We start from the raw sequence: 22,254 nt of genomic DNA on the forward strand, positions 1-22,254 counted from the left end.
ATTCTTCAGGATTTGTACGCTTTCCGTGCATCAAAGGCAACTGCGCCAAGCCGTCTAAACGGCCCTGCGCGTTGACATCGTCACGCCGGGAAGGTACCCCCATGCCGTCGAAGAGCACAGTTAAACACCCCCCAGCAGGAGCCTGTTCATGAACGTCTGCATCGTCGGCACCGGATACGTCGGCCTGGTCACGGCCGCCTGCCTTTCTGAGATGGGCAACCACGTGCGCTGCGTGGACAAGAGCGAAAAGGTCGTGAACACCCTGCGCGCCGGACGCATCCATATTTTTGAGCCGGGCCTTGAGGAACTGGTGCGCCGCAACACGGCCGAGGGCCGCCTGAGCTTCACCGCCAGCCTTGAGGAAGGCCTTTCCTTCGACGGCGACGGCGCGGAGTTCGCCTTTATCTGCGTGGGCACGCCCTCCGGCGAGGACGGCGTGTGCGACCTGGGCTTCGTGGACGCCGTGGCCGAGGAGATCGGCCGCACCGCCACCCGCCCGCTCATCGTGGTGGACAAGTCCACCGTGCCCGTGGGCACCGCCGACCGCGTGCGCGGCATCATCGACCGGGAGCTGGCCGCGCGCGGCCTGAGCCTGGACGTGGACGTGGTGAGCAACCCGGAATTTTTGAAAGAGGGCGACGCGGTGAAGGACTTCATGAAGCCCGACCGCGTCATCGTGGGCACTGAGAACGCCAAGAGCGCGGAAATGCTCAAGGCGCTCTACGCACCCTTTGCGCGCAGCCGCGAAAAGCTCATCATCATGGGCGTGCGCAGCGCGGAAATGACCAAGTACGCGGCCAACTGCATGCTCGCCACCAAGATCAGCTTCATCAACGAGGTGGCCAACATATGCGAGCGCGTGGGCGCCGATGTCTCCGAGGTGCGCATCGGCATCGGCAGCGACCACCGCATCGGCTACGATTTCATCTACCCCGGCGTGGGCTACGGCGGCTCGTGCTTTCCCAAGGACGTGAAGGCCTTTTTGGCCACCGCGCGCGACGCCGGGTACGAGGCCGGGCTCATCGACGCCGTGGACCAGGTGAACAACCGCCAAAAGCTGGTGCTGGCCGACAAGATCGTGAAGCATTTCGAGCCGCTGGGCGGCGTGAAGGGCAAGACCCTGGCCCTGTGGGGCCTGGCCTTCAAGGCCAATACCGACGATATCCGCGAGGCCCCGGCCCTGGCCATCATCCGCGAGCTGACCGGGCTTGGCATGCGCGTGCGCGCCTTTGATCCCGTGGCCGCGGAGCGCGCCCGTGCCGAACTGGCCGACATGCCCCTGGCCGAGATCGCGCCCGGCCAGTACGAGGCCCTGGAAGGCGCGGACGCCCTGGCCGTGGTGACGGACTGGAACCAGTTCCGCAACCCGGACTTCTCGGGCATGGCGCGCAAGCTTGCGGCCAAGGTGATCTTCGACGGCCGCAACCTCTACCAGCCGGAGCTGCTGGCCCGCTTCGGTCTCAAGCTGTACGGCATCGGCCGCTAGCCCCGGCGCGGTTCATTTTGAAGCTCAGGAGCCGGCGCAGCCATTTGCGTCGGCTCCTTTTTTTGCGCCTAGAACCGGTCCCTGTGCACGCGCTCGGGCCGGTAGCGGTCCTCGCGCTGTTTTTCCTCGGCCGGGTGGCCCACGGGGATGAAGGAGTGGGGGATGACGCCGGCTGGCGCGCCGAACAGTTTGGCGAAGCCCTCCACGCGGTCCTGGGTGGGGTAGACGCCGGTCCATACCGCGCCAAGCCCCATGCCGTGGGCGGCAAGCAGCAGGTTCTGCACCGCGGCCGCGCAGTCGATGACCCAATAGCCCGCGTATTTCTCCGCGCGGGTGTCGCCGCAGACCAGAACGCCCAGCGGCGCCCTGGGGGCCATAGCGGCGTAAGGATTGAGCCGGGCCACGGCCTCCAGCATCGCCTTGTCCCGCACCACCACGAACTGCCAGGGCTGCTGGTTGCCGGCGCTGGGCGCGGCCATGGCCGCCGTGAGCAGGGCGGTCGCTTGCGCCTCGGTCACGGGCTCGTCGGTGAACTTGCGGATGCTGCGGCGGGTGAGGATGGCATCGGAAACGTTCATGCGGACCTCCTCGGTATGGGTTGCGAAGCCGGGGTGCAACGCCCGGACATGAGGAATGATATCGCCGCGCGGCAAGAAAGGCAAAGCATGTGCAGGTTGACCTGCCGCGCAATGGCGGGTAGTGGCTTGTGGTCCGGCTTAACCGGGATTCCGAATTTTCAGGAGCATCCGCCCATGCGCAAACCGACCATTGGACTCAGCCTCGAAGGACTGCCGTCCATCGGCCTCATCGCTTTCGCCACCCTGGTGTTCGCCGCCATGGGCTGGTGGCTTCTGGCCCTCATCCTCTTTGTGGCCACCGGCTTTGTGGTGCATTTCTTCCGCGACCCCGAACGCGTGGCCCCGGAGGATCTGGACGCCGTGGTTTCCCCGGCGGACGGCCGCGTGGTCAAGGTGGACTTCGCCCCGGACCCCGTCTCCGGGCAGGTCCGCCAAGTGGTCTGCGTGTTCATGAGCGTTGTGGACGTGCACGTGAACCGCGCCCCGGTCGAGGGCAGCGTGGAGCTCATCCGCTACATTCCCGGCAAGTTCTTCAACGCCAGCCTGGACAAGGCCAGCACGGACAACGAGCGCAACATCGTGGTCATGGGCCGCGGGGCCGACCGCTTCACCATCGTGCAGATCGCCGGTTTGATCGCGCGGCGCATTGTCTGCTGGGCGGAGCCGGGCGACATTCTGCGCCGGGGCGAACGCTTCGGGCTTATCAAGTTCGGCTCCAGAGTTGACCTCTACCTTCCGGATGACTATGCTGTGAAGGTGTACGTGGGCGAAACCGTCCGCGCGGGCGAGACAGCCCTCGCTGTCCGCAAATAATTACCGGAGAATCCGGGAGTCCAAATGTCGAAGGAAAAGGCTCTGCCCCGCCACAAAGGCGTGTACATCCTGCCGAATCTCTTCACCACGGCGAGCCTGTTCTTGGGTTTTCTGGGGATGATCTGGTCCATTGAGGGCCGGTTTGAGTACACGGCGCTGTGCATTTTGGGCTCGTGCCTCTTCGACGGCCTGGATGGCAAGGTGGCCCGGCTCACCAACACCACCAGCGAATTCGGCGTGCAGTTCGACTCCCTGGCCGACCTCGTGGCCTTCGGCGCCACGCCGGGGCTCATGATGTACCAGTGGCAGCTCTCCGAGTTCGGCACCTTGGGACTCATGGCCTCCTTCCTGCTCGTGGCCTGCGGCGCCTTGCGCCTGGCCCGGTTCAACGTGCAGGCCGCCGTCACCAGCAAAAAGTTCTTCATCGGCCTGCCCATTCCGGCCCAGGCCAGCACCTTGGCCTCCCTCGTGCTCTTCGCGCCGAACCTGCCCGAGGCCTGGCTTGCGGACGTGCTGCCCGTGGCGAGCCTGGTGCTCGTGTACGTGCTCTCCTTCCTCATGGTGAGCACCATGCGCTACGCCTCGTTCAAAGAGTACGGGTTCATCAAGGCCCACCCCTTCAGCTCCATGGTCACGGTCATTCTGCTCTTCGTCATGGTGGCCTCGCGCCCCAAGATGCTGGGCTTCCTCTTCTTCATGGGCTACCTCATCAGCGGCCCCATCTACACCCTGTTCATCCTATCTCCCCGCAGCTCCAAGCTCCTACGAGAGTCCCAGAAGGAACCCTCGTAAGCCGAGACCCCCTGTTTTCCCACATTCGGCTGTAGGAGCTTCCCTCTGGGACGTGCCCGTTGCGGGCAATCGCCCGTATTCTGTCATTTTGACATTCTTGCAAGCATTCTGCGAACCGTATACGCTCATACATCTTCTCAGGAGGAATTATGTCCGATCGCGTGTATATTTTCGACACCACGCTCCGCGATGGGGAACAGTCCCCCGGGGCCACCATGAGCCTTGAGGAAAAACTCAGCCTCGCCAGCCAGTTGGAAGCTCTCGGAGTGGACATCATCGAGGCCGGGTTCCCCGCCGCCAGCCAGGGCGACTTCGAAGCCGTCAAAGCCATCGCCGGCGCGGTCAAGAAGATCCAGGTCGCCGCGCTGTGCCGCGCCCTCACCAAGGACATCGACCGCGGCTGGGAGGCCATCAAGGACGCGACGCATCCGCGCATCCACACCTTCCTCGCCACCAGCGAAATCCACATGGCGCACAAGCTGCGCAAGACCCGCGAAGAAGTGCTGGCCATGGCCGAGGCGGCCGTGAAGCATGCCGCGAGCCTGACGCCCAATGTGGAGTTCTCGGCCGAGGACGCCTCCCGCTCGGACTGGGAGTTTTTGGCCACGGTGTGCGAGACCGTCATCCGCGCCGGCGCCACGACCGTGAACATCCCCGACACCGTGGGCTACGCCCAGCCCTTCGAGTTCGGCGAGCTCATCGCCTACCTTTTGAAGAACGTGCCCAACGCCAAGGACGCCGTGTTCAGCGTGCACTGCCACAACGACCTGGGCCTGGCCGTGGCCAACAGCCTGTCGGCCATCCGCGCCGGGGCGAGGCAGGCCGAGGTGACCTTGTGCGGCATCGGCGAACGCGCGGGCAACGCCTCCCTTGAGGAACTCGTCATGGCCCTGCACACCCGCCACGAGCTGTACAAAGTGGACTGCGGCGTCAAAACCCAGCAGCTCTATCCGTCCTGCCGCCGCCTGGCGCAGATCATCGGCCAGCCCATTCCGCCGTACAAGGCCATTGTGGGCACCAACTCCTTTGCGCACGAGTCCGGCATCCACCAGGACGGCATGCTCAAGAATCCGCTCACCTACGAGATCATGACGCCCGAATCCGTGGGCCGCAAGGGCACGGAGATGGTCATCGGCAAGCATTCCGGCAGCCACGCCATCAAGGCCAAGCTTGTGGAGCTGGGATACCAGCTCGACGAGAAGCAGCTGGCCACGGTCTTTGCCGCCGTGAAGGAGCTTGCGGACAAGAAGGAGCGCGTGTTCGACGAGGATGTCGAGGCCCTTGTGCTGGAGAAAGTTTACCGCCGCCGCGACAAGTACCGCCTGAAGGACATGAGCGTGTTCTCCGGCACCCATGGCGTGCCGCCCCACGCGGCCATGGTGCTTGAGGTGCTGGACGGCGAGAAGGTCGTGGAGGAGAAGCGCAATTCCTCCTTCGGCGAAGGTCCCGTGGACGCCCTGTTCAAGTGCATTGGCGAGATGGTGGGCTTTGCTCCCGCCCTTGACCGCTTCCAGATAAATGCCGTCACCGGCGGCACCGACGCCCAGGCGACGGTGACCGTGCGCATTGCGCATGGGCCGAAAACCTCCGTGGGCCGTGGCACCAACGAGGACATTCTCGTGGCCAGCGCGATGGCTTTTATCAACGCGCTCAACCGTTTGGAGAAAATGATCGAGGAGAAAAGCGAATGTCCCACACTTTAGCCGAAAAAATCCTGCAGGCGCACACGGATGAGGAAATCTCCGGCGCCGGGCAGATCGTCAACTGCCGCCTGTCGCTGGTGCTGGCCAACGACATCACCGCTCCTTTGGCCATCAAGAGCTTCAAGGCCATGGGCGCCACCAAGGTGTTCGACAAGGACAAGGTCGCGCTCGTGTGCGACCACTTCACGCCGAACAAGGACATCGACTCCGCCGAGCAGGTGAAGGTGGTGCGCGAGTTTGCGCGCGAGATGGGCGTGACGCACTACTACGAGGGCGGCAACGTGGGCGTGGAGCACGCGCTTCTGCCCGAACTCGGCCTCGTGGGCCCCGGCGACGTGGTCATCGGCGCGGACAGCCACACCTGCACCTACGGCGGCCTGGGCGCCTTCGCCACGGGCATGGGCTCCACGGACATCGCCGGGGGCATGGCCCTGGGCGAAACCTGGTTCAAGGTGCCGCCCACCATCCGCGTGGCTTTTGAAGGCAAGCTGGAGCCCTTTGTCGGCGCCAAGGATTTGATCCTGCACCTCATCGGCAAGATCGGCGTTTCCGGCGCGCTGTACCGGGCGCTGGAGTTCTGCGGACCGGTCATCGACGCCCTGTCCATCGAGGGCCGCATGACCATGGCCAACATGGCCATTGAGGCCGGCGGCAAGGCCGGGCTGTTCCCCGTGGACGAAAAGACCCTGACCTACTGCAAGGCCGCGGGCCGCAAGGGCGACAAGCTCCTCAAGGCCGACGCGGGCGCCGTGTACGAGCAGGACCTGACCCTTTCCGTGGCCGGCATGAGCCCGCAGGTGGCCTGCCCGCACCTGCCGGAAAACGTCCGCTCCGTGGACGAGCTGGGCGACCTGCGCGTGGACCAGGCGGTCATCGGCTCCTGCACCAACGGACGCATCGAGGACCTGCGCGAGGCCGCGGCCATTCTGAAGGGCCGCAAGGTGAACAAGAACGTGCGCTGCATCGTGCTGCCCGCCACGCCGAAAATCTGGCGGCAGGCCATGGACGAAGGCCTCTTCGCCACCTTCATGGACGCGGGCGCCATTGTGGGGCCTCCCACCTGCGGCCCCTGCCTGGGCGGACACATGGGCATTTTGGCCGGTGGCGAGCGCTGCATCTCCACCACCAACCGCAACTTCCGCGGCCGCATGGGCAGCCTGGAGAGCGAGGTCTATCTGGCCAGCCCGGCGGTCGCCGCCGCCAGCGCCGTGGCCGGGGTCATCATGAACCCCGCGAAGCTGTAACAGCCCGATAGCACACGAACTTCCGCCGGTGCTTCCGGCGTTACCCGAAGGAGAGAATTATGCTGGTCAACGGCAATGCGCACAAGGTCGGGGCGCACATCGACACCGACGCCATCATCCCGGCCCGGTTCCTGGTGACCACCGACGCCAAGCTGCTGGGATCGAACTGCATGGAAGGCCTTGAGCCCGGCTGGGTCAAGCGCGTCCAGCCCAACGACATCATGGTGGCCGAGGAGAACTTCGGCTGCGGCTCCAGCCGCGAGCACGCGCCCATCGCCATTCTTGGCGCGGGCATTCCCGTGGTGGTGGCCAAAAGCTTCGCCCGCATCTTCTACCGCAACGGCTTCAACATGGGCCTGGTGCTGCTCGAGGTCGGCGACGACATCGAGAAGCTGCACAACGGCGACAAGCTTGAGGTGGACACCGAGGCCGGGCAGATCAAGAACCTGACCACGGGCGAGACCATCATCTGCGCCAAGGTGCCCCCGTTCATGCAGGAGCTGCTGGACGCGGGCGGACTGGTGCCCTACGTCAAAAAACGCCTCGCGGCGCAGCAGTAAGGAGCGGCAAGCAATGAAAATCTGTGTCATGCCCGGCGACGGCATCGGCCGCGAAATTGTCGCCCAGGCCCTGCGCGTGCTGGATAAGGTGACCGAGAAGTTCGGCACCGCGTTCGAGATCGAGGAAGCGCTCATCGGCGGCTGCGCCATCGACGCCACGGGCGGCCCCTTGCCGGAAGCCACGGTGAAGCTGTGCCAGGCGGCCGACGCCGTGCTGCTGGGCGCCGTGGGCGGCCCCAAGTGGGACACCATCGACCCGGCCATACGCCCGGAGCGCGGGCTGCTCGGCATCCGCAAGGCTTTGGGGCTCTTCGCCAACCTGCGCCCGGCCAGCCTGTTCCAGGAACTCAAGCAGGCCTGCTACCTGCGCCCGGACATCGTGGCCAAGGGCATCGACCTCTTGGTGGTGCGCGAGCTGACCGGCGGCGCGTACTTCGGCACGCCCAAGGGCATCGAAGTGCGCGACGGCGAGCGCGTGGGCTTCAACAACATGATCTACAGCGAGCATGAGATCCGCCGCATCGCCAAGGTCGGGTTCGAGGCGGCCATGAAGCGCCGCAAGAAGCTGTGCAGCGTGGACAAGGCCAATGTGCTCGATGTCTCCCGCCTGTGGCGCGAGATCGTGCTCGAAGTGGCCAAGGACTACCCCGAGGTGGAGCTTTCGCACCTGTACGTGGACAACGCGGCCATGCAGCTGGTGCGCGACCCGTCCCAGTTCGACGTCATCGTCACCGAGAACCTTTTCGGCGACATCCTGTCGGACGAGGCCAGCGTCATCACCGGGTCCATCGGCATGCTGCCCTCGGCCAGCGTGGGCGAAAAGAACCCCGGCATCTTCGAGCCCATCCACGGCTCCGCGCCGGACATCGCCGGGCAGGACAAGGCCAACCCGCTGGCCACCATCCTCTCCGTGGCCATGCTGCTGCGCTACAGCTCGACAGAGAAGACTGGCGACATGGCCGAGCAGGCGTCCCTCATCGAGGGCGCGGTGCAGAAGACTCTCGCCCAGGGCTTCCGCACCGGCGACATCCGCGAGGAAGGCTGCAAGCTCATCGGCTGCAAGGCCATGGGCGACGCCGTTCTGGCGAACATGTAGTCCGCTTGCATTGACGCGATCACAGGGGGGCCGGGCGACCGGTCCCCTTTTTTTGCGCGGAGGGGAGGCATCGGCCCGCAAAGGATGAGGAGAGAGGGGGGGCCGCCTTGTCATTCGTCCTTTGCAACGATCATTCACTCTAGGCGTTCACTCCAGGCGTTTGCATCCATCGATCGCAGCAAATGCTCACACCAGGCATTTGCCCGAAGCACCCGCCCGGCGTTTATGTTCAGCGTTTGCGCCCATCCGTCGTGTCTGTGTTTCATCGGCCGGAGGAGAGCAAGGAACGGTTGAGGATGCGGCGAGGGCTCACCGCGCCCGCTGCCCCGCTACCAGGCAAAGGGCTCCTTTTCGCGGAATTCGAAAAGATACGGGAAGGCCGGCTCCTTGATGCGCTCCACGCTTTCCGCCTGGATGCGGAAACCGGGATTGTTGAAGGCAAGTGACGGCGGTTCGCCCTTGGGCGCAAGCTGCAGCAGCTCCTTCAGCGCGGCCTTGTCCGCCTTGGGGTCGGGCTTCGCCTGATGCTTCGTCACAGGTCCTGTCCCGGCCTGCGGCCCACCTTGTGACGCTGCCATGGGTTCGCCAAGGGGAGCCGTCAAAGGCTCCAGATGGCCGAAGATCTCCACCCAATCGCCGGACTGGACGCCGGAGAGCGCGCCGTCCACACCGCCGGCGAAGAAGCGCAGCTCCAGGCTGTCGGCCAGGCAGCAGACCACGGCCGTGCGCCGCAGCAGCACCAGGCCGCGCGCGTTCAGCTCCGGCGTGCGCAACACCTGGGCGCGCAAGGCGAAGTGCGGCGGGTAGTCTTTGCGCTTCTTGTCGAGCATGATGTACAGCTCGGCCAGGTTCAGGCGCACGTAGGCCGTGCCGTTTTTCACCGGATGCAGGTCCACGGGCGCTTCGGGCTCGGGCGTCTGCACGGCGTCGGCTTCCGGCGCGGGGTCAAAGGCTCCGGGCGCGGGCTCCTGCGCGGCTTGCCGCCAAGACGCGGCAGCCAGGGCGAGAAATCCCAGCAGCGTCGCCTGCCGCAGCAGCCGTCCAAGACTGGCGCGTCCCGCGCGCGGGGCAAACACCAGCGCCAGCCCGGCCACGCACAAAAGCGCTCCCGCAGCCAAGGTGAGGTGGCTGAACTTCGGGTTCAGGAAGTACCAGTACAGGTTCGAGCGGGCCAGCGCGGCCATGAATCCGCCCAGGCCGAGCAGGCACAGGCCGTCGAGGCGGTCCGCCAGCCCTGCGGCAAAGCCGCTGCGATCCTTGTGCGGCAGCGTGTTGAGGACGCTCATTTGAGCACCCCCGTAAGCCCAAGGCTCATGGTGAGCGCAAAGACCGCCAGCGCCGGAACCAGTATGACCACCAGGGCGGGGCGGCGCTTGAACACCGTCAGGAAGGCGGGCAGGAGCTTGAGGTCCAGCATGGGCCCCAGGGCCAGAAAGGCCAGCAGCGCCGGGCGCGGAAACATGGAAAGGCTTGCGGCCACAAAGGCGTCGGCCTCGGAGCAGATGCTGATGAGCACGGCGAGGAGCATCATGGCGGGCACGGCCAGCCAGAGCTTGGTCGACACCAGGCCCAGCCACTCCTGCGGCATGTAGGTTTTGAACAGCCCGGCGGCCAGCGCGCCGATGATGAGGAACAGCGCCATGTCCAGAAACTCGCGGCCTGTCAGGCGCAGCACGTCGAGCAGCCCCTGGAGCGGCGCGGGCCGCGTGTGGCTGCCGTGATCGTGGCCGCAGCCGCAGCCCGCAGCGTGGGCCGTATCAGCACCTGCCATGTCGAGGGTGGGGCGCAGCAGCTCGCCGCCCTTGGCCGAGCCCAGAATCCAGGCCACGGCGGCGGCAGGGACCATGACCAGCGCCGCCCGCCAGGCCACCATGCGCCAGTCGCCCTGAAAGGCCACCCAGGTGGCGGCCAGGCACACGGGATTCACCACCGGAGCCGCGAGCATGAAGGAGATGGCCGCGCCGGGCGGTACGCCTTTTCGCAGCAGCCTGCGCGTCACGGGCACCACGCCGCATTCGCAGGTGGGCAGGACGAGCCCGGCCACGAGACCGAGGCCGATCTGCGCGCCAAGGCCGCGCCGGGCCAGGCGCGCCAGCGCGCCATCGCCCACGTAGACGGCCAGGACGGCGGAGAGCAGCGAGCCCAGGAGCAGAAAGGGCGCGGCCTCCAGCACTATGGAGGTGACGATGGCTGAAAAGATGGCGAAGGCGCTCTGGTCCATGTGTTCCTTTCGGGCAGCCGGTTCGATTGCCTGTTCGATCGCCGGACTGATTTGCCAAGTTGATTTGGCGGTGCGGGCTTGACAGCCGTGCAACTATGTTGCAAATCACGATGCAACAGAGTTGCACCGCCTGGGGTGTAGCTGAAACCTGGAGCGTCCGCAATGAGAAAAATGTCTTGGATTTTTTGTGCGCTTTTGCTGGCTTGCGCCATGCCTGGTTTGGCCTTTGCCGGAAAAATGCAGGTGGCTGTCGGGGTTGCCCCAGTGCAGCACTTTGCCAAAAAGATCGGCGGCGATCTCATTCAGACCATCGTGCTGGTGCCCGCCGGAGCCGACGCCCACACCTACGAGCCCAAGCCCTCGCAAATGCGCGCCATCGCCTCCGCCTCGGTGTATCTGTCCACGGGGCTGGAGTTCGAGGAAGCCTGGGAGCCGCGGCTCAAGGGCGCCAACGCGCGCATGGTCTTTGTGCACACCGATGCGGGGCTGAAGAAGCTGCCCATGCCCGAGCACCACGAGGAGCATCATAAGGCCGCGGCCAGCGCCAAGGGACACCATGAAGAGGACGAGATGGACCCGCATGTTTGGGTGGCCCCCTCGCAGGTGCGGCAAATGGTCGTGCACATCGCCGACGCCTTCGCCAAGGCCGACCCGGCCCACGCCAAGGTCTACGCCGCCAACCTCGCAGCCTACCTGAAGGAGATCGACGCGCTGGACGCCCAGCTCAAGGGCCTGTTCTCCGGCATCCCGGCGGACAAGCGCACCTTCCTGGTGTTCCACCCCGCCTGGGGCTACCTTGCGCGCGACTACGGCCTGACCCAGTCGGCCATCGAGTTCGAGGGCAAGGAGCCTTCGCCCAAGCGCCTTGCCGCCATAGTGAGCCAGTCCAAGGCCAAGAACATCAAGGCCGTGTTCGTGCAGCCGCAGATGAGCCAGCGCACGGCCTCGACCATCGCCCAGGCCATCGGCGCGCGATTGATCGTGGCCGACCCCCTGGCCGAGAACTGGGAAGCCAACCTCCTCAATGTTGCCAAGAGCTTCCGGCAGGCGTTACAGTAGCCGCCAGGGAGAACGCTTGTCGATGAACGCAACGCAGATGCTGACGCAGGGCGGGCTGGCCGCCACGGCCAAGCGGGTGCTGGTGGTGCAGGCCCTTGCCGGGGCCGCGCGGCCGGTGACACCGCAGGAGCTCTTGGAGCCGCTGGGCGCGCAGATGAACCGCGTGACCCTGTACCGCATCCTCGACCTCCTGGTTGCGCACCACGTGGCCACCCGGCACAACGCCGGGGAGCGGGCCTTCCGCTACTGCCTGCGCACCGGGCCCACCGGGCACGCGCACTTCACCTGCTCGCGCTGCGGGCACACGGAGTGCCTGGATTCCCATGCGTTGGACGTGGGCCTGTCCGAACTGCTGGCCCGGCTGCCCATGCGCGTGGACTCGGCGGAGATCCGTTTCGGCGGGGTCTGCCAGGAGTGCCTGGGGCACTGAGCCCCGCCGCCGCTTGAAATGACAACGGCCCGGCCCGGAGTATCGCTCCAGGCCGGGCCGTTTCTTGCGTGGGCAAGGGCGCGCTGCGCTAGACCTTGACCTCGTAGCCCAGCTGCACCAGGTCGGCGCGCTGGCCGCCCCGGATGCCGAAGTTCTCGCGCGGCTGGTCGACGATGCGGATGAACACGTCGTTCTTGCTCACGCCAAGGGTCGCCAGGGCCGCCACGATGGCCGCGTACAGCTGGCCTTTGGTCTCGGCCGTGCGCCCGGCAAAGAGCGCAATCTCCACCAGCACGTATTTGTCGGATGTGCCCTCCGGCAGCAGCCACTCGTCCGGGCCATGCACGCCAAGGCGCAGGTTGCGGTCGTGCGGGGGCAGGCCGAGGGTCGTCGTGATGGCCGTCTGCACGGCCGTCATGAGCGAGCGCTTTTCGGCGGCGCTGCGGCCCTTGAGGATGCTCACCAGGGTGACGGGCATGGGCGGCTCCTACAGCTTCGGCTGGCCCGTGGCGGGCACGTGCTTTTCCAGCACGTTGGCCAGTTGGAGCATCTTGGCCTCGTCAAAGGCGCGGCCGGTTATCTGCAACCCCACGGGCATGTTCGTCTCGCGGCCAAGGCCCACGGGCATGCTCATGCCCGGCAGGCCCGCCAGGTTGGTGCTGATGGTGAAGATGTCCATGAGGTACATCTGCAAGGGGTCGCTGGTCATGGCGCCCACCTTGAAGGCCGTGGTGGGGCACACCGGCCCGCAGAGCACGTCGCACTGGGCCAGGGCGGCCTCGAAGTCCTGCCGGATGAGGCGGCGCACCTGCGCGGCCTTGCGGTAGTAGGCGTCGTAATAGCCGGAGGAGAGCACGTAGGTGCCCAGGATGATGCGCCGCTGCACCTCGTCGCCAAAGCCGTTGGAGCGGCTCTTCACGTACATGTCGATGAGGCTTTCGGCGTCCTTGTCCCTGTAGCCGTACCGCACGCCGTCGAAGCGGGCGAGGTTGGAGCTCGCCTCGGCCGTGGCGATGATGTAATATGTGGCGATGGCGTACTGCGAAAGCTTCAGGTTCACGGGCACGGTCTTCGCGCCCAGGGACTCGGCCAGCTTGATCGCCGCGGCGCAGGTCTCGGCGACCTCGGGCGAAAGGCCCTCGCCCCAGTACTCGGCGGGCAGGCCGATGGTCAGGCCGCGCAGATCCGTGCGCTGCGCAAGGGCGCCGACATAGTCGGGCACGGGCGTGGCCACGGACGTGGAGTCCTTGTCGTCGTGCCCGGCGATGACCGCCAGGATGCGCGCGGCGTCCTCCACAGTGCGGGCCATGGGCCCGATCTGGTCGAGGGAGGAGCCGTAGGCCACCATGCCGAAGCGCGACACGCGGCCATAGGTGGGCTTGAGCCCCACGATGCCGCAGAAGCTGGCAGGCAGGCGGACGGAGCCGCCGGTGTCGGTGCCGAGCGCGCCGTAAGCTTGGCATGCCGCCACGGTAGCGCCGGAGCCGCCGCTGGAGCCGCCGGGCACGCGCTCAAGATCCCAGGGGTTCCTGGTGGCGAAGTACGCCGAATTCTCGGTGGTGGAGCCCATGGCGAACTCGTCCATGTTGGCCTTGCCCAAAAGCACCGCTCCGGCGTCCTTGAGCCGGGCCACGGCGGTTGCGTCGTACACGGGGCGGAAGTTCTCCAAAATCTTGGAGCCGCAGGTGGTGGGAGCACCCTTGACGGCGAGCACGTCCTTGATGACCAGCGGCACGCCCCACAGGGGCTTGGCGGGGTCGGGGCCGGCGGCGTCCAGGGTTTTGGCCAGGGCGCGCGCTTCCTCGGCCTGCAGGGAGAGCAGGGCCTTGACCTTGGGCTCGGTGGCGTCGATGCGGGCAAGGGCCGACTCGGTGACCTCGGCGGCGCTGACGGTCTTGTCCGCAAGCTTGGCGCGGATCTCGGAAAGGGAAAGGGTCGAAAGTTCTGGCATGGCTCGTTTCCGTGGCGGGGAGGTTAAACGATGCGCGGCACGATGAAGAAGGCGCCGTCGGTCTCTGGGGCGTTTTTCAGAATGTCCTCGCGGGCGTAGTCCTTCTTGACCACGTCCTCGCGCATGACGCTCACCTGATCGACCGGGGTGTACATGGGCTCCACGCTGGCGGTGTCGAGCTCGGCCAGCTTGTCCATGTAGCCCAGAATATCGCCCAGCTGGGCGGCGTACTGGTCCAGCTTGTCCTGGCTCAGGTCCAGCCTTGCCAGGCGGGCCACCTTGGCCACTTCCTCGGAACTGATCTTCATTGCTGCTCCTTAATTCTGCGCGTCGCGGGTAAGGCTTCCGGTCGCGCCGCTCTTCTTGTTCTTTTGAATTTCGCGCGCGGTGCCGATGCGCTTTTCGCGGCGGTCCTTGGCCTTCTGGATGCTCTCGCGCATGGTGGCGGTGTCCACCAGGGCCTTGCCCTCCTTGCGGGGGGTGAAGACATACAGCTTCTGGCGGGCGTGGCCGTCGGCGCTCCAAACGATGGGAGCCATGCTGTAGTCCAGGTCCTTCAAGGCCGCAAGGCGCGCGTTGACCTCGGCCGGATTCCAGTCCGCGCCAAGGTTCAGGCGCGAGGCCAGGCGCACGAAATCATAGCCGATGGCCACCCAGATGTCGGCCTGGCCCAGGGACTGCTCGTCGAGCACGGCCTGCAGGGCGCGGCCGCCGTTGGTCTCCGGCCACCAGGCGCCGGGGCAGGCGGCGTGCTGGAAGTACGTGTCGTCGATGTCCTTGGCGTTGTCCAGCCCGACGCTCCAGAGGTCGGACCCCAGGAAGAGCAGGTGCTGACCCTCAAAGAAGTAGAAGTTGGAGGCGAGCATCTCGGCCTGGGTCCAGTCCTCGGGCATGAACACGGCCCCGAATTCCGGCATGGGCAGCGGCGTGTTCTTGTTGTGGCGGAAGCCGTCCGGCACGCGCAGCAGGTGGCTGACGCTCTGCATCCAGCGCGGGTGGTCGTCCGGCGGGTAGGTCTCGTTCGCGGCCACGCGCAGTCCGCGCGCCTTGGCTTCGCTCTGGAACACCTCGGCCATGCGCTGGCCGTAGCGGTTTCTTGGGGCCAGCACGGCAACGGAGCGGATGCCCAGGCCGTCGGCCGTGAGGTCGAGCAGGGCACGGGCCTGGTCCTGCAGGCTGGGGTAGAAGCGCCAGGCCTGCTTGCCTTCCTGGATGTTGCCCAGGTCGGGCTGGAAGGCGAACACGGCGCGCTTGGCCAAGGCTCCGCTGGCCTGCAGCGAGCGCATGCCGTCGGCGTTTAAGAGCGGGCCGCCCACGATGGAGACGTTGGCGGGCAGGGCGGCGAGCTGTTCGCGCCAGTCCGGGGACTCGGCGTTGATGACCTTGATTTCGACCTTGCGCCCCTGGGCGGCAAGACGCTTTTGAGCGGCTCCGGCGCCGCGCAGCACCTTTTGGCCCGTGCTGGCGAAGCGTCCGGTCAGGGGCAGCACCAGGGCGAGGTTGGTCACGCCGTCTGTCTGGCGCGGCAACAACGCGGCGGGCTGGTCGGAGGCCGTTTGCTTGCGCGTGGCGTTTTGCGCCAGCAGCACCCCGGCGGCGACAGGGCCGGCGGCGACAGGGCTGGCTGCCTGCTGGGTGGAGAGCAGCGGGGGCGCGGCCAGTGCGGCGGGCGCGCCGGAAATCTGCGGGCTGCCAATTTGTGCGTTGGAAGCCTGCGGCGCGGCGAGGGGCGCGAGGCTGGACCCCAGGCGCTGGCTGCGCCGGGCGGCCTCGCGCTGGACAAGGGCGTGGGGGAAGACCGTTGCGGCCTTGGGGCCGATGGTTCCGGTAAGGCGCGCCAGGGTGGCGAGCTGGTCCTCCGGCAGGTCGCTCAGGCTCTCGGCGTAGATGCTCTCCATGCGCGCGCGTGAAGCGGCGTCCGGGGCCTGGCGGTGCAGCTCGGCCAGCAGGTTGAGGCCGCGGGCGGCGTCGCCGCTTTGGGCCGCGTAGGCCGAGAAGGCCACCATGGCGCGGCAGCGCAGCTCGTAGGGCAGCTCGGTGTGGGTCATCATCCAGCCCTGGTGCGCTTCCAAGAGATCGGTGCGGCTCAGGGCCATGAGCGTCTTGAGGTACAGCTCGTGCCACTGCCAGGTGCCCAGCACGCTTTTGTCCGCGGCGGCGCGGCGGTCCAAGGCGATTTTGGCCTGGCGGTAATGCTTGGCGCCGTATGCGCTGGAGGCGAGGCGGTCCAGGGTCTGGGCGCGTTCCGTCTCGCTCAGGTCGGCGCGTTCCAGCAGGCGCGCATAAAGCAGCTCCGAAAGCGGCTGGTTGCCGGCCTTCCAGAAACCCTCGGCGTCGGCTGCGAGGTCCGCCGTGCTCTGCTCCGGCTTGACCTCCTGCTTCGGCTCCGAGGCCGCCGGCAAGGTCAGGTCCGCACAGCCCGCCGCCAAAAGCAGGGCCGTCAGGGCGAGGGCGAGCGTCACGAAACGCGCGGCGCAAAAGCGGACGCCCAAGGGGCGCATCTTGATTTTCGGATTCATGCCTTTGGCCTCCCTCAGCCTGGGTCCATAAAAAATCCCGGCCCGCGATGGTCCGCAGGCCGGGATATGCTAAGCTGTCTTGCCCCGCAAGGCAAGCCGCGCAGGGCTCGGGGCGTTATTTCACTTCGGTGTAGTCGGCGTCCACCACGTTCTCGTCGGCGGGCTTGGCCTGGCCGCCGCCGCAGTTGCCGCCGGCGCAGCCGCCAGCGCCCGCTTCACCGGCTCCGGCATCGCCGCCCTTCTGGGCGTAGAGCTGCTCGGCCAGCTTGTGGGAGCTCTGGGCCAGGGCCTCGGCAGCGGTCTTGATGGTGTCCGCGTCCTCGGTCTCCAGGGCCTTTTTCACGGCCTCGATCTTGGACTCCACATCGGCCTTGAGCACGGGATCGACCTTGTCGCCGATGTCCTTCAGGCTCTTCTCGGTGCTGTAGACCAGGCTGTCGGCCTGGTTGCGGGCCTCGATGAGGGCCTGCTTCTTCTTGTCGTCCTCGGCGTGGGCCTCGGCGTCCTTCACCATGCGCTCGATGTCGCTCTCGGACAGGCCGCTACTGGCGGTGATGCGGATGGACTGCTCCTTGCCGGTGCCGGTGTCCTTGGCGGAGACGTTGACGATGCCGTTGGCGTCGATGTCGAAGGTGACTTCGATCTGCGGCACGCCGCGCGGCGCGGGCAGAATGCCGGTGAGCTCGAAGCGGCCCAGGGTCATGTTGTCGCTGGCCATGGGGCGCTCGCCCTGCAGCACGTGGATGGACACCGAGGGCTGGCTGTCGGCCGCGGTGGTGAACACCTGGCTTTTGCGAGTCGGGATGGTGGTGTTGCGCTCGATGAGCTTGGTGAACACGCTGCCCATGGTCTCGATGCCGAGGGACAGGGGGCTCACGTCGAGGAGCAGCACGTCCTTCACGTCACCCGCGAGGATGCCGCCCTGGATGGCCGCGCCCATGGCGACGACTTCGTCCGGGTTCACGGAGCGGTTGGGCTCCTTGCCGAAGAACTCGCCCACCTTCTGCTGCACCAGGGGCATGCGGGTCATGCCGCCAACCAGCACAACCTCGTCGATCTCCTTGGCGGTGAGTCCGGCGTCGGCCAGGGCCTTTTTGCAGGGGCCGATGGAGCTTTCCACCAGGTCCATGACCAGCTGCTCCAGCTTGGCGCGGGAAAGCTTGATCTGGAGGTGCTTGGGGCCGTTCTGGTCGGCGGTGATGAAGGGCAGGTTGATCTCGGTCTCCATGGTGGAGGAGAGCTCCTGCTTGGCCTTTTCCGCGGCTTCCTTCAAACGCTGCAGGGCCATGCGGTCCTTGGCGAGGTCGATGCCGTTCTCGCGCTTGAACTCTTCCACCAGGTGCTGGATGATGCGCTGGTCGAAGTCCTCGCCGCCGAGGAAGGTGTCGCCGTTGGTGGCGCGCACTTCCACGACGTTATCGCCCACCTCGAGGATGGAGATATCGAAGGTGCCGCCGCCGAGGTCGTACACGGCGATCTTTTCGTTCTTCTTGCGGTCCATGCCATAGGCCAGGGAAGCCGCCGTGGGCTCGTTGATGATGCGCTTGACCTCAAGGCCGGCGATCTTGCCCGCGTCCTTGGTGGCCTGGCGCTGGGAGTCGTTGAAGTAAGCCGGAACCGTGATGACGGCTTCGGTGACGGGTTCGCCCAGGTAGGTCTCGGCGTCCTTCTTCAGCTTCTGCAGAATGAAGGCGGAGACTTCGGGCGGGCTGTACTTCTTGCCCGCGATCTCGACCCAGGCGTCGTTGTTCTTGCCCGCCACGATCTTGTAGGGGCAATGCTCGCGCCATTTCTTGACCTCGGGGGCGTCGTACTGGCGGCCCATGAGGCGCTTGATGGCGTAGATGGTCTTCTCGGGGTTGGTCACGCTCTGACGTTTGGCGATTTCGCCGATCAGGCGCTCCTTGTCCGTGAAGGCCACGATGGACGGGGTGGTGCGTCCGCCCTCAGGGCTGGTGATGCACTTGGGGTCTTTGCCTTCCATGACGTAGACGCAGGAGTTGGTGGTCCCCAGGTCGATGCCGATAATCTTGCCCATGATCTGAACCTCCGGGTGAGGAATAATGTTTTACATGTAAGGACTGTAGTAAGTCCGCTTTTCCCGTTGTAAAGGCCGCGCGCTAGGCTTCCGTCTTGTTCACCAGCACCTTGGCCGGGCGGATGACTCTGCCCTTGAGCACGTAGCCGGCCTGGGCCACCTTGGCCACGCAGCCTTCGGCCTGGCCGGGCTCGCACACGGTGCCGATGGCCTCGTGCATGTTGGGGTCGAAGGTTTCGCCGCAGGAACCCACGCACTCAAGCCCATGCTTCTTCAGCGTGTCGAGGAAGATCTTGCGGGTCATGTCCACGCCCATGACGACGTTTTTGCAGGCCTCGGTGCCGCGCGCGTGGTCTATGGCCAGGGCCAGGTTGTCCAGCACGGGCAGAAGGTCGGCCAGCACGGACTCCGTGGCGTAGCGGCGGACCTCTTCGGTCTCCCGCTGGATGCGGCGCTTGAAGTTCTCGTTGTCCGCCAGAGCGCGCAGCTTGATGTCCTCCGCCTCGGCCATGACGGCGCACTTGGTGCACACGTGGGCCTTGCACAGGGCGGCAAGCTCTTCCTCGCTCAGGTTCACTTCGGCCTTGTCCGCCTGATTGGCCGTCTGGTCAGCCATCTGGTCGGCGTTCTTGGCCTCGTTCTTCTCGTTCTCAGACATGTACAATCCCGTCCTTCTGGGTCGCCGGGCGCATAAGCCCGGCATGAGGTCTGACACAAGCCGACGCCGGGCTGCTTGAAGGAAGCGTACCCGGCGTCGTGGTCAGTCACATTTGTAAGCACGGTTCATGGCTTGTCAACACGCGGGGGCGCGGGTTTGCGGACCCGAAGGGCAAAAAAATGCACAGGCGCGCCGTCAGAGCAGAAACTGGCCGTCCTCGTAAATGGCGCGCTTGCCGCCGCCCGCAAGGGTGGCCGTGACGCGTTTCGGCTCGGTGTTCACCAAGTCCCAGTGCATGCTGGAGTTGTTGAAGCCCAGCTCCTCCTGACGTTCCGCGGTCAATTCGTCCGGCGGGCCGGTGAAGCTGGCGGCCGAGGACCCGCCAAGGGCTATGTGGCAGTTGCCGAACTCGCCGCCGTAATTCTCGTCGAACAGCGTGTGCGCCATGAAGCGCTCCACGCGGGACACGCGCTTGTCCGTGAGGGAGAACTCGCCCACGCTGCGCGCCCCGGCGTCCGTGGTCATGCGGCCGGTGAGGAACGAGCCCCCGTGCCCGGCCTTGGCCTCCACGGCCACGCCGTCGTTGAACTCCAGGCGCACCTGCGAGACCATTCTGCCCCAGCGGATGGACGGCTGGTCGGCATAATACACGCCCGAGACCGTGCGCCAGTCCGGGGCGAGGTAGAGTTCGAAGCTTGGAATGTTGCGCCCGCCCACGCTCACAAAGCGCCTGCTTTCGCCGGGTTGCAGCGTCAGGTCGATGTGCTCGCTCTCCACGTGCAGACGCTGGATTTTGAGGCTGTTCAGCCAGTCGGCGGTCTGGGCCAGCTCCTTTTGCACGCGCTTCCACTGGGTCACCGGCTGGGGCATGAACAGCAGGCAGGCGCGGGCCAGGCGCTCGGCGTACTCGGAAAGCTCCATGCCGCTGGCCTCGGCCAGGGCCTGCGTGGGGTACAGGCACACGGTGGAGCCCAGCAGGCCCGTGCGGCGGCGGCGGTCGAGCAGGGCGTGGGCCTTCATCTCGGCCTTTTCGCCCTGGGCTATGCTGCGCGGGTCCACCTCGGCCAGCAGGTCGAGGGAATCGGGCGCGAGGATGGTGATGACGCCCGCCGTGGCGCGGTGGAGGTCGTCGAGCCCGGGCTGGGCAAAGGTGAGCTGGCCGAAGCTGGAGTTGCCGTAGTGCTGGGCCTGCATGGCGCTTGTGGGCATGGCCAGGGGCAGGGGGTGCAGGTGCGCGTCGAGCAGGAGCGAATAGACTTCCTCGGCCAGGGGCGTGGCGGCCACGTCATAGCGCAGCAGCACCAGGTCGCCGTTCTGAAAGGGCACCGCGCGGCTGGCGCGCAGGCCCCAAATGAGGACCTCGGCGTAGGAGGCGAGCGTGTCGGGGGAGAGGTGGGACAAATGGATCTCCGCGTGTTCTGGGCAGGCGCCGGTCACTCCACCGGCAGCCCGTGCATTTTAAGAAAGGAAAGCTTGTCCCAGTAGCCGCGCTGGAAGGCGATCCGGCCATCTTTGACGTGGAAGAAACCGCAGCCGCGCAGGCCCAGTGGGTCGCGCCACTCCAAAATGGCGACCTCGCCGTCCTCGTAGATGTTTTCCACCATGCAGACCATCTCGGCCTGGGCGAATTCCCGCGCGAACATGGCGCGGATGGCTTCGCGGCCCTCCACCGGGGGCTGCGTCACCTGATGGTTCACCGCGTCCTCGTGGTAGAGAGCGGCAAGCGTTTGCACATCCGCTTTGTTGAAAGCCTCCACCCAGGCCAGAACGAGTTCCTTGGGCCGCATCGCACCTCCTGTCAGGTATGCGGATGACCGGCCGCTGACGCGCGGCCGCGTGCTCCCGGTGTTCTTTGCGCTACCGAACCACGCGGCGCATGTCCATTGCGTGCGCCTACTGTGCGACTCCCTCCGCCCCCTGCACCTGGTTGCGGCCCAGCTGCTTGGCGCGGTACATGGCCGCGTCGGCCTGGCACAGCAGCGCATCCGGCGTCAGCTCCATGGTCGGCACCAGGCTGGCCACGCCCAGGCTCACGGTGACGATGCCGGGCTCGGTTTCCGCATGGGGCAGGGCGATGGCCCAGACTTCCTTCTGGATGTGCCGCGCCGTGGCCAGGGCCTCGGCCTCCGTGGTTTCCGGCATCAGCACGACGAATTCCTCGCCCCCGTAGCGCGCCACGAGCTTGCCCGCCCGGCGCTCCGCCTTGATGAGCGTCTGGGCCAGGGCCTTCAGGCAGCCGTCGCCCGCCAGGTGGCCGTAGTGGTCGTTGAAGTGCTTGAAGTGGTCCACGTCGAGCATGATGAGCGCAAGAGAGCTGCCGGAGCGCATGGCGCGGTTCCATTCCAGCGCCAGCGTGTGGTCGAAGCTGCGGCGGTTGGCCACATCGGTCAGCGCATCCGTGTTGCTCATGGCCTCCAGCTTGGCGTTGGTGGCCTCCAACTCGCGGGTGCGCTCCTCCACCATGCTTTCCAGCTCGCGGTTGCGCGCATAGAGGCTGCGCAGCGGATACACCTCGCCGTCCTGCACCAGGCGGTAGGGAATGGAGATGGTGCTGCTCACGATCTTCCAATCGGCCGCCTCGCGGCGGAACACCAGCACAAGGCGCGCCGTCTCCTGTGAGAGGATGGCGTCGCTGAAGGGCAGATGGATGTGGAAAAAGGCCGTGGTGATGACCACGTCGTCGCTTATGTCCTGCAGGCAGAGGTCGAGCATTTCGATGCGGATGCGGCCTGGCACCTGCGAAAAATCATGCCGGGTGACCTTGATCCACTCGGCCCGGTCCTTGACCAAAACATCGCTGCCGCCGGCGAAGCCGCTGAAGTTCTCGCTGAAGCGCGTGGTCAGATTGTCGTCACGCCCGGCGTACATCTCGATGTACTGGTCAAATAATGCGCGGATGATGTGCTCGCGTTCCGGGAGCATTGGCGTGTCCTCACTGGGCTGTGCCCAAAGGCTGGTGCGCCGCAGGGGCGAGGGAGGGCGAAGTGCGCCGGGGGGACTCCGTTCGCTGGTTCTGCGTGATCTTGAATGGATCGTATAATATTCGTGGGGGTTGCGCTAGTGAAACAGCCTTGCGACCGGTACGCAAAATTGAAATATTTTTTCC

21 protein-coding genes are annotated in these 22,254 nt (G+C 66.1%); 9 read left to right on the plus strand and 12 right to left on the minus strand.

All coding sequences use genetic code 11. The annotated features are described in order from the left end of the window. The first annotated feature begins 148 nt into the window (after positions 1-148). Positions 149-1,486 (plus strand): UDP-glucose dehydrogenase family protein, encoded by a 1,338-nt coding sequence (locus ACYQ4W_RS03900; protein ID WP_459853050.1) that lies wholly within the window; start codon positions 149-151, stop codon positions 1,484-1,486. A 68-nt stretch (positions 1,487-1,554) separates the two neighbouring features. Here the strand turns inward: ACYQ4W_RS03900 and ACYQ4W_RS03905 are convergent, their stop codons facing one another. After that, positions 1,555-2,064, minus strand: a complete 510-nt coding sequence (locus ACYQ4W_RS03905; protein ID WP_459853052.1) for a nitroreductase family protein — start codon at positions 2,062-2,064, stop codon at positions 1,555-1,557. A gap of 174 nt (positions 2,065-2,238) precedes the next feature. On the opposite strand from ACYQ4W_RS03905, the gene ACYQ4W_RS03910 reads away from it, so the two are divergent. From ACYQ4W_RS03910 to leuB, 6 genes are all read left to right on the plus strand, one after another. Continuing rightward, positions 2,239-2,877, plus strand: a complete 639-nt coding sequence (locus tag ACYQ4W_RS03910; protein ID WP_459853054.1) for a phosphatidylserine decarboxylase family protein — start codon at positions 2,239-2,241, stop codon at positions 2,875-2,877. A 24-nt stretch (positions 2,878-2,901) separates the two neighbouring features. Then, complete coding sequence (gene pssA, locus ACYQ4W_RS03915; RefSeq protein WP_459853056.1) at positions 2,902-3,669, plus strand: CDP-diacylglycerol--serine O-phosphatidyltransferase; 768 nt, start codon at positions 2,902-2,904, stop codon at positions 3,667-3,669. 149 nt (positions 3,670-3,818) lie between these two features. After that, positions 3,819-5,372, plus strand: a complete 1,554-nt coding sequence (locus ACYQ4W_RS03920) for a 2-isopropylmalate synthase (protein ID WP_459853058.1) — start codon at positions 3,819-3,821, stop codon at positions 5,370-5,372. Next, positions 5,357-6,616, plus strand: coding sequence for a 3-isopropylmalate dehydratase large subunit (gene leuC / locus ACYQ4W_RS03925; protein WP_459853060.1), 1,260 nt, complete (start codon positions 5,357-5,359; stop codon positions 6,614-6,616). Before ACYQ4W_RS03920 ends, leuC begins: the two co-directional genes overlap by 16 nt. Positions 6,617-6,675: 59 nt before the next feature. Continuing rightward, on the plus strand, positions 6,676-7,176 hold the full coding sequence (locus tag ACYQ4W_RS03930) for a 3-isopropylmalate dehydratase small subunit (RefSeq protein WP_459853062.1): 501 nt from the start codon (positions 6,676-6,678) through the stop codon (positions 7,174-7,176). Positions 7,177-7,189: 13 nt separating this feature from the next. Continuing rightward, a complete protein-coding gene (leuB, locus tag ACYQ4W_RS03935) occupies positions 7,190-8,272 on the plus strand; it encodes a 3-isopropylmalate dehydrogenase (RefSeq protein ID WP_459853064.1) in 1,083 nt (360 codons plus the stop codon). A 329-nt stretch (positions 8,273-8,601) separates the two neighbouring features. On the opposite strand, the gene ACYQ4W_RS03940 is transcribed toward leuB, so the two are convergent. After that, entirely contained in the window at positions 8,602-9,558 is a 957-nt protein-coding gene (locus ACYQ4W_RS03940; RefSeq protein ID WP_459853066.1) for a hypothetical protein, read from the minus strand. Next, positions 9,555-10,493, minus strand: coding sequence for a permease (locus ACYQ4W_RS03945; RefSeq protein WP_459853068.1), 939 nt, complete (start codon positions 10,491-10,493; stop codon positions 9,555-9,557). The genes ACYQ4W_RS03940 and ACYQ4W_RS03945 overlap by 4 nt, the downstream gene beginning before the upstream one ends. Positions 10,494-10,730: 237 nt before the next feature. Between ACYQ4W_RS03945 and ACYQ4W_RS03950 the strand changes: the two genes are divergently transcribed. Both ACYQ4W_RS03950 and ACYQ4W_RS03955 read left to right on the plus strand, forming a co-directional pair. Next, positions 10,731-11,552: a metal ABC transporter solute-binding protein, Zn/Mn family gene (locus ACYQ4W_RS03950; RefSeq protein ID WP_459854454.1), complete on the plus strand. Its 822-nt coding sequence runs from the start codon at positions 10,731-10,733 to the stop codon at positions 11,550-11,552. Positions 11,553-11,574: 22 nt separating this feature from the next. Then, positions 11,575-11,982 (plus strand): Fur family transcriptional regulator, encoded by a 408-nt coding sequence (locus tag ACYQ4W_RS03955; protein WP_459854456.1) that lies wholly within the window; start codon positions 11,575-11,577, stop codon positions 11,980-11,982. Positions 11,983-12,070: 88 nt separating this feature from the next. Here ACYQ4W_RS03955 and ACYQ4W_RS03960 read toward each other — a convergent pair whose 3' ends face one another. From ACYQ4W_RS03960 to ACYQ4W_RS04000, 9 genes are all read right to left on the minus strand, one after another. Then, positions 12,071-12,460, minus strand: coding sequence for a tautomerase family protein (locus ACYQ4W_RS03960; protein WP_459853070.1), 390 nt, complete (start codon positions 12,458-12,460; stop codon positions 12,071-12,073). 9 nt (positions 12,461-12,469) lie between these two features. Then, the gene (gatA, locus tag ACYQ4W_RS03965) at positions 12,470-13,933 is read right to left on the minus strand and encodes an Asp-tRNA(Asn)/Glu-tRNA(Gln) amidotransferase subunit GatA (protein WP_459853072.1); all 1,464 of its coding nucleotides are present in this window, start codon (positions 13,931-13,933) and stop codon (positions 12,470-12,472) included. 23 nt (positions 13,934-13,956) lie between these two features. Continuing rightward, positions 13,957-14,241 (minus strand): Asp-tRNA(Asn)/Glu-tRNA(Gln) amidotransferase subunit GatC, encoded by a 285-nt coding sequence (gatC, locus tag ACYQ4W_RS03970; protein WP_459853075.1) that lies wholly within the window; start codon positions 14,239-14,241, stop codon positions 13,957-13,959. Between the two features lie 9 nt (positions 14,242-14,250). Continuing rightward, positions 14,251-16,452: a penicillin-binding protein activator gene (locus ACYQ4W_RS03975; protein WP_459853077.1), complete on the minus strand. Its 2,202-nt coding sequence runs from the start codon at positions 16,450-16,452 to the stop codon at positions 14,251-14,253. A gap of 115 nt (positions 16,453-16,567) precedes the next feature. Next, a complete protein-coding gene (gene dnaK / locus ACYQ4W_RS03980; protein WP_459853080.1) occupies positions 16,568-18,490 on the minus strand; it encodes a molecular chaperone DnaK in 1,923 nt (640 codons plus the stop codon). Between the two features lie 82 nt (positions 18,491-18,572). Beyond that, complete coding sequence (gene grpE / locus ACYQ4W_RS03985; RefSeq protein ID WP_459853082.1) at positions 18,573-19,148, minus strand: nucleotide exchange factor GrpE; 576 nt, start codon at positions 19,146-19,148, stop codon at positions 18,573-18,575. A 195-nt stretch (positions 19,149-19,343) separates the two neighbouring features. Beyond that, the gene (locus ACYQ4W_RS03990) at positions 19,344-20,549 is read right to left on the minus strand and encodes an aminopeptidase (RefSeq protein ID WP_459853085.1); all 1,206 of its coding nucleotides are present in this window, start codon (positions 20,547-20,549) and stop codon (positions 19,344-19,346) included. A 32-nt stretch (positions 20,550-20,581) separates the two neighbouring features. Continuing rightward, complete coding sequence (locus ACYQ4W_RS03995) at positions 20,582-20,935, minus strand: nuclear transport factor 2 family protein (RefSeq protein ID WP_459853087.1); 354 nt, start codon at positions 20,933-20,935, stop codon at positions 20,582-20,584. Between the two features lie 106 nt (positions 20,936-21,041). Beyond that, the gene (locus ACYQ4W_RS04000; RefSeq protein ID WP_459853089.1) at positions 21,042-22,070 is read right to left on the minus strand and encodes a GGDEF domain-containing protein; all 1,029 of its coding nucleotides are present in this window, start codon (positions 22,068-22,070) and stop codon (positions 21,042-21,044) included. Positions 22,071-22,254 lie beyond the last annotated feature (184 nt).

This window comes from Humidesulfovibrio idahonensis (assembly GCF_054657715.1).

Coding starts and splice junctions, on each gene's coding strand:
- ACYQ4W_RS03900 (WP_459853050.1), top strand. CDS start 149: ATGAACGTCTGCATCGTCGGCACCGGATACGTCGGCCTGGTCACGGCC.
- ACYQ4W_RS03905 (WP_459853052.1), bottom strand. CDS start 2,064: ATGAACGTTTCCGATGCCATCCTCACCCGCCGCAGCATCCGCAAGTTC.
- ACYQ4W_RS03910 (WP_459853054.1), top strand. CDS start 2,239: ATGCGCAAACCGACCATTGGACTCAGCCTCGAAGGACTGCCGTCCATC.
- pssA (WP_459853056.1), top strand. CDS start 2,902: ATGTCGAAGGAAAAGGCTCTGCCCCGCCACAAAGGCGTGTACATCCTG.
- ACYQ4W_RS03920 (WP_459853058.1), top strand. CDS start 3,819: ATGTCCGATCGCGTGTATATTTTCGACACCACGCTCCGCGATGGGGAA.
- leuC (WP_459853060.1), top strand. CDS start 5,357: ATGTCCCACACTTTAGCCGAAAAAATCCTGCAGGCGCACACGGATGAG.
- ACYQ4W_RS03930 (WP_459853062.1), top strand. CDS start 6,676: ATGCTGGTCAACGGCAATGCGCACAAGGTCGGGGCGCACATCGACACC.
- leuB (WP_459853064.1), top strand. CDS start 7,190: ATGAAAATCTGTGTCATGCCCGGCGACGGCATCGGCCGCGAAATTGTC.
- ACYQ4W_RS03940 (WP_459853066.1), bottom strand. CDS start 9,558: ATGAGCGTCCTCAACACGCTGCCGCACAAGGATCGCAGCGGCTTTGCC.
- ACYQ4W_RS03945 (WP_459853068.1), bottom strand. CDS start 10,493: ATGGACCAGAGCGCCTTCGCCATCTTTTCAGCCATCGTCACCTCCATA.
- ACYQ4W_RS03950 (WP_459854454.1), top strand. CDS start 10,731: ATGCAGGTGGCTGTCGGGGTTGCCCCAGTGCAGCACTTTGCCAAAAAG.
- ACYQ4W_RS03955 (WP_459854456.1), top strand. CDS start 11,575: ATGAACGCAACGCAGATGCTGACGCAGGGCGGGCTGGCCGCCACGGCC.
- ACYQ4W_RS03960 (WP_459853070.1), bottom strand. CDS start 12,460: ATGCCCGTCACCCTGGTGAGCATCCTCAAGGGCCGCAGCGCCGCCGAA.
- gatA (WP_459853072.1), bottom strand. CDS start 13,933: ATGCCAGAACTTTCGACCCTTTCCCTTTCCGAGATCCGCGCCAAGCTT.
- gatC (WP_459853075.1), bottom strand. CDS start 14,241: ATGAAGATCAGTTCCGAGGAAGTGGCCAAGGTGGCCCGCCTGGCAAGG.
- ACYQ4W_RS03975 (WP_459853077.1), bottom strand. CDS start 16,452: ATGAATCCGAAAATCAAGATGCGCCCCTTGGGCGTCCGCTTTTGCGCC.
- dnaK (WP_459853080.1), bottom strand. CDS start 18,490: ATGGGCAAGATTATCGGCATCGACCTGGGGACCACCAACTCCTGCGTC.
- grpE (WP_459853082.1), bottom strand. CDS start 19,148: ATGTCTGAGAACGAGAAGAACGAGGCCAAGAACGCCGACCAGATGGCT.
- ACYQ4W_RS03995 (WP_459853087.1), bottom strand. CDS start 20,935: ATGCGGCCCAAGGAACTCGTTCTGGCCTGGGTGGAGGCTTTCAACAAA.
- ACYQ4W_RS04000 (WP_459853089.1), bottom strand. CDS start 22,070: ATGCTCCCGGAACGCGAGCACATCATCCGCGCATTATTTGACCAGTAC.